This window comes from Methyloversatilis sp., assembly GCF_030696805.1.
Lineage (GTDB): Bacteria > Pseudomonadota > Gammaproteobacteria > Burkholderiales > Rhodocyclaceae > Methyloversatilis.
Genome location: NZ_JAUYRO010000073.1, coordinates 1 through 2570 on the forward strand (window position 1 = coordinate 1; position 2570 = coordinate 2570).

The window sequence follows — 2570 nt, forward strand, 5'->3', positions numbered from 1 at the left end:
CCTTGTCCGATTGAGAAATGGTTGGGATGGGCAGATGACGTGCTGGATGCCGTCCCGGCAACTTGCCCGCCGTGAGCGCCGTGGTTGCCTTCGGGATTGTTGGCCTTTTGAGCAATCGCCTGATTCAATGCTTGGGAAAACACCCCGTTGTCGGTGTTGGCCAGCGCTCCGCCATGCCCCTCATGACCGCCTTGAACCGAAGGTAAAGGAGTGTTGGCAGCCGGGAGAATGGATGGAATTTCTGCCATGACGGCGACTACTCGTTCATGATCAGGATGGCCTTCACTGGATCAATCGTAAGCGTCCGACCGCCACCGTCTTCCCTTCCCTGATCCAGCGCGTAATCATCGCCCGCACTTGGGCACCTCAATGTTGTGTCCATAAAGGAGATCATGGACACAAATCCCCGAACGGGACGCGCATACAAGCGCGGCCCCTACAAGCGTCATCCGGTCGCGTTCAAGCGCGCGGTGGTAGAAGCGTCTTTTGCGCCCGGCGCGTCGGTATCGCGTGTGGCTCGCGAGCACGACATCAACGCCAACCAGGTCTTTCTGTGGCGCAAGCTGTATCAGGACGGTCTGCTCGGGGACGATGAGCCTGCGCTGTTGCCGGTGCACATCGATGCGTCGGTCCGCGCCCGAGCAACGGCCCGCTCTGCAGCACCGGTCGAACCCATCCGCACGCCAGCACCCGGCGGCACGCTGACGATCGAGTTCGGCACGGTGCGGCTGCACATCGAAGGCCGGCCTGATGCCGACACGCTGGCGCAGGTGCTCGCGCAGCTGGCGGCACGATGCTGATTCCGTCCGGCACCCGCATCTGGCTGGCGGCGGGGGCCACCGACATGCGCCGCGGCTTCGACGGGCTGGCCGCTTTGGTGCAACAGCGTCTGGGGGCGGACCCGTTCAGCGGCCACCTGTTCATCTTCCGCGGCCGGCGCGGTGACCGGGTGAAGCTCTTGTGGTGGGACGGGGACGGCATGTGCCTCTTGGCCAAGCGACTGGAGCGCGGCCGTTTCGTGTGGCCGCAGGCCGCCGACGGTAGCGTTCATCTGAGTGCCGCCCAACTGTCGATGCTGCTCGAAGGGATCGACTGGCGCACCCCGCGCAGGACAGCCCCGGAACTGGCCGCCTGACGCCTGGCCTGGGTCGTTCGCAGGGCGAGCATGCCCCCTGTTCACGCGATACTTGATCGCGTAAACTCGCTTGCATGCTTGACGCGACACCCTTCACCAACCCGGAAGCCAGCGCTGACGAATTGTCGGCGCAAGTCGCCTCACTGCCCGACGACCCGACGCTGCTCAAGCACCTGCTCGATGCTCGCCTGGCCGAGATTGAACGGCTCAAACTGCTGGTGGCCAAGCTCAAGCACGCGCAGTTCGGTCGCCGCTCGGAGCGGCTGGGTGCGCTATCGGGCCAGCTTGATCTCGGGTTGAGTACGGCGCAGCAGGGCGGCGGCGAGACCCGTGGCGCATCAGCCGATCTCGCCACGCTCGCCGACGTCATCCCGATCGAATCTACTCCGCGACACCCGGGCCGCAACCGGCTCCCGGATCACCTGCCGCGCAGCCGCACGGAACATCTCCCGACCTGCAGCGGCTGCCCGCAGTGCGGCGGCACTCTGAAGCGCCTGGGCGAGGACGTGTCCGAAGAGCTGGAGTACGTCCCGGCCCGCTTCCGGGTGGTGCGCCACGTGCGCCCGAAATTCGCCTGCGGCCGGTGCGAGACCATCGTGCAGGCGCCGGCCCCCGGCCGCCCGATCATGGGCGGGTTGCCCGGCCCCGGGCTGCTCGCCCACGTGCTCACCGCCAAATACTGCGACCACCTGCCGCTGTACCGGCAAAGTGCGGTCTACGCGCGCGAGGGCGTGCGGCTGGAACGTTCCACCCTTGCCGACTGGGTGGCCGGCTCGGCGGATCTGCTCGACCCGCTGGTGCAGGCGCTGTCGCGCTACGTTAGAGCGGGCGAGAAGATCCACGCCGACGATACGCCCTTGCCGGTGCTTGCTCCGGGTCGCGGGCGCACGCGCACCGGGCGGCTGTGGGTGTATGTGCGCGACGACAGGCCGGCGGCCGGCACTGCAGCCCCTGCAGTGTGGTTTGCCTACTCGCCCGACCGGCGCGGTGCGCACCCGCAGCAGCACCTGCGCGACTTCAGCGGCATCGTGCAGGCGGACGCCTTCGCAGGCTTCGATGCGCTGTACGCCGGCGGGCGGATGCAGGAAGCGGGTTGCTGGGCGCATGTGCGACGCAAGTTCTTTGATCTCGTGCGCGCGCACGACTCGCCCATCGCCGAAGAGGCGCTGGTGCGTATCGGCGCCCTGTACGCGGTCGAAGCCGCGGTGCGCGGCGCGCCACCGCCGGTCAGGCGCGACGCACGCCAGATGCGCTCACGCCCGCTGCTCGATGACCTGCACGACTGGCTCACCACGCAGAGCCGACGCGTGCCGCGCAAGTCCGGCATCGGTGAGGCGATCCAGTACGCGCTCAACCACTGGCAGGCGCTGGTGCGCTACGCCGGCGACGGGCGCATCGAGATCGACAACAACGCGGCCGAACGCGCGCTGCGAGG

4 protein-coding genes are annotated in these 2570 nt (G+C 67.6%); 3 read left to right on the plus strand and 1 reads right to left on the minus strand.

Going from position 1 to position 2570, the window contains the following annotated elements; all coding sequences use genetic code 11:
• Positions 1-248 (minus strand): hypothetical protein (locus Q8R75_RS12380; RefSeq protein WP_305663683.1); only part of this gene is annotated, 248 nt, incomplete at its 3' end.
• Positions 249-392: 144 nt separating this feature from the next.
• On the opposite strand from Q8R75_RS12380, the gene Q8R75_RS12385 reads away from it, so the two are divergent.
• The 3 genes from Q8R75_RS12385 to Q8R75_RS12395 form a co-directional block, all read left to right on the plus strand.
• Entirely contained in the window at positions 393-800 is a 408-nt protein-coding gene (locus tag Q8R75_RS12385) for a transposase (protein ID WP_305663684.1), read from the plus strand.
• On the plus strand, positions 794-1135 hold the full coding sequence (gene tnpB / locus Q8R75_RS12390) for an IS66 family insertion sequence element accessory protein TnpB (protein WP_252648857.1): 342 nt from the start codon (positions 794-796) through the stop codon (positions 1133-1135). Before Q8R75_RS12385 ends, tnpB begins: the two co-directional genes overlap by 7 nt.
• Positions 1136-1209: 74 nt before the next feature.
• Positions 1210-2570: IS66 family transposase (locus Q8R75_RS12395; protein WP_305663685.1), on the plus strand; the 1361-nt coding region annotated here is incomplete at its 3' end.

Coding starts and splice junctions, on each gene's coding strand:
- Q8R75_RS12385 (WP_305663684.1), top strand. CDS start 393: ATGGACACAAATCCCCGAACGGGACGCGCATACAAGCGCGGCCCCTAC.
- tnpB (WP_252648857.1), top strand. CDS start 794: ATGCTGATTCCGTCCGGCACCCGCATCTGGCTGGCGGCGGGGGCCACC.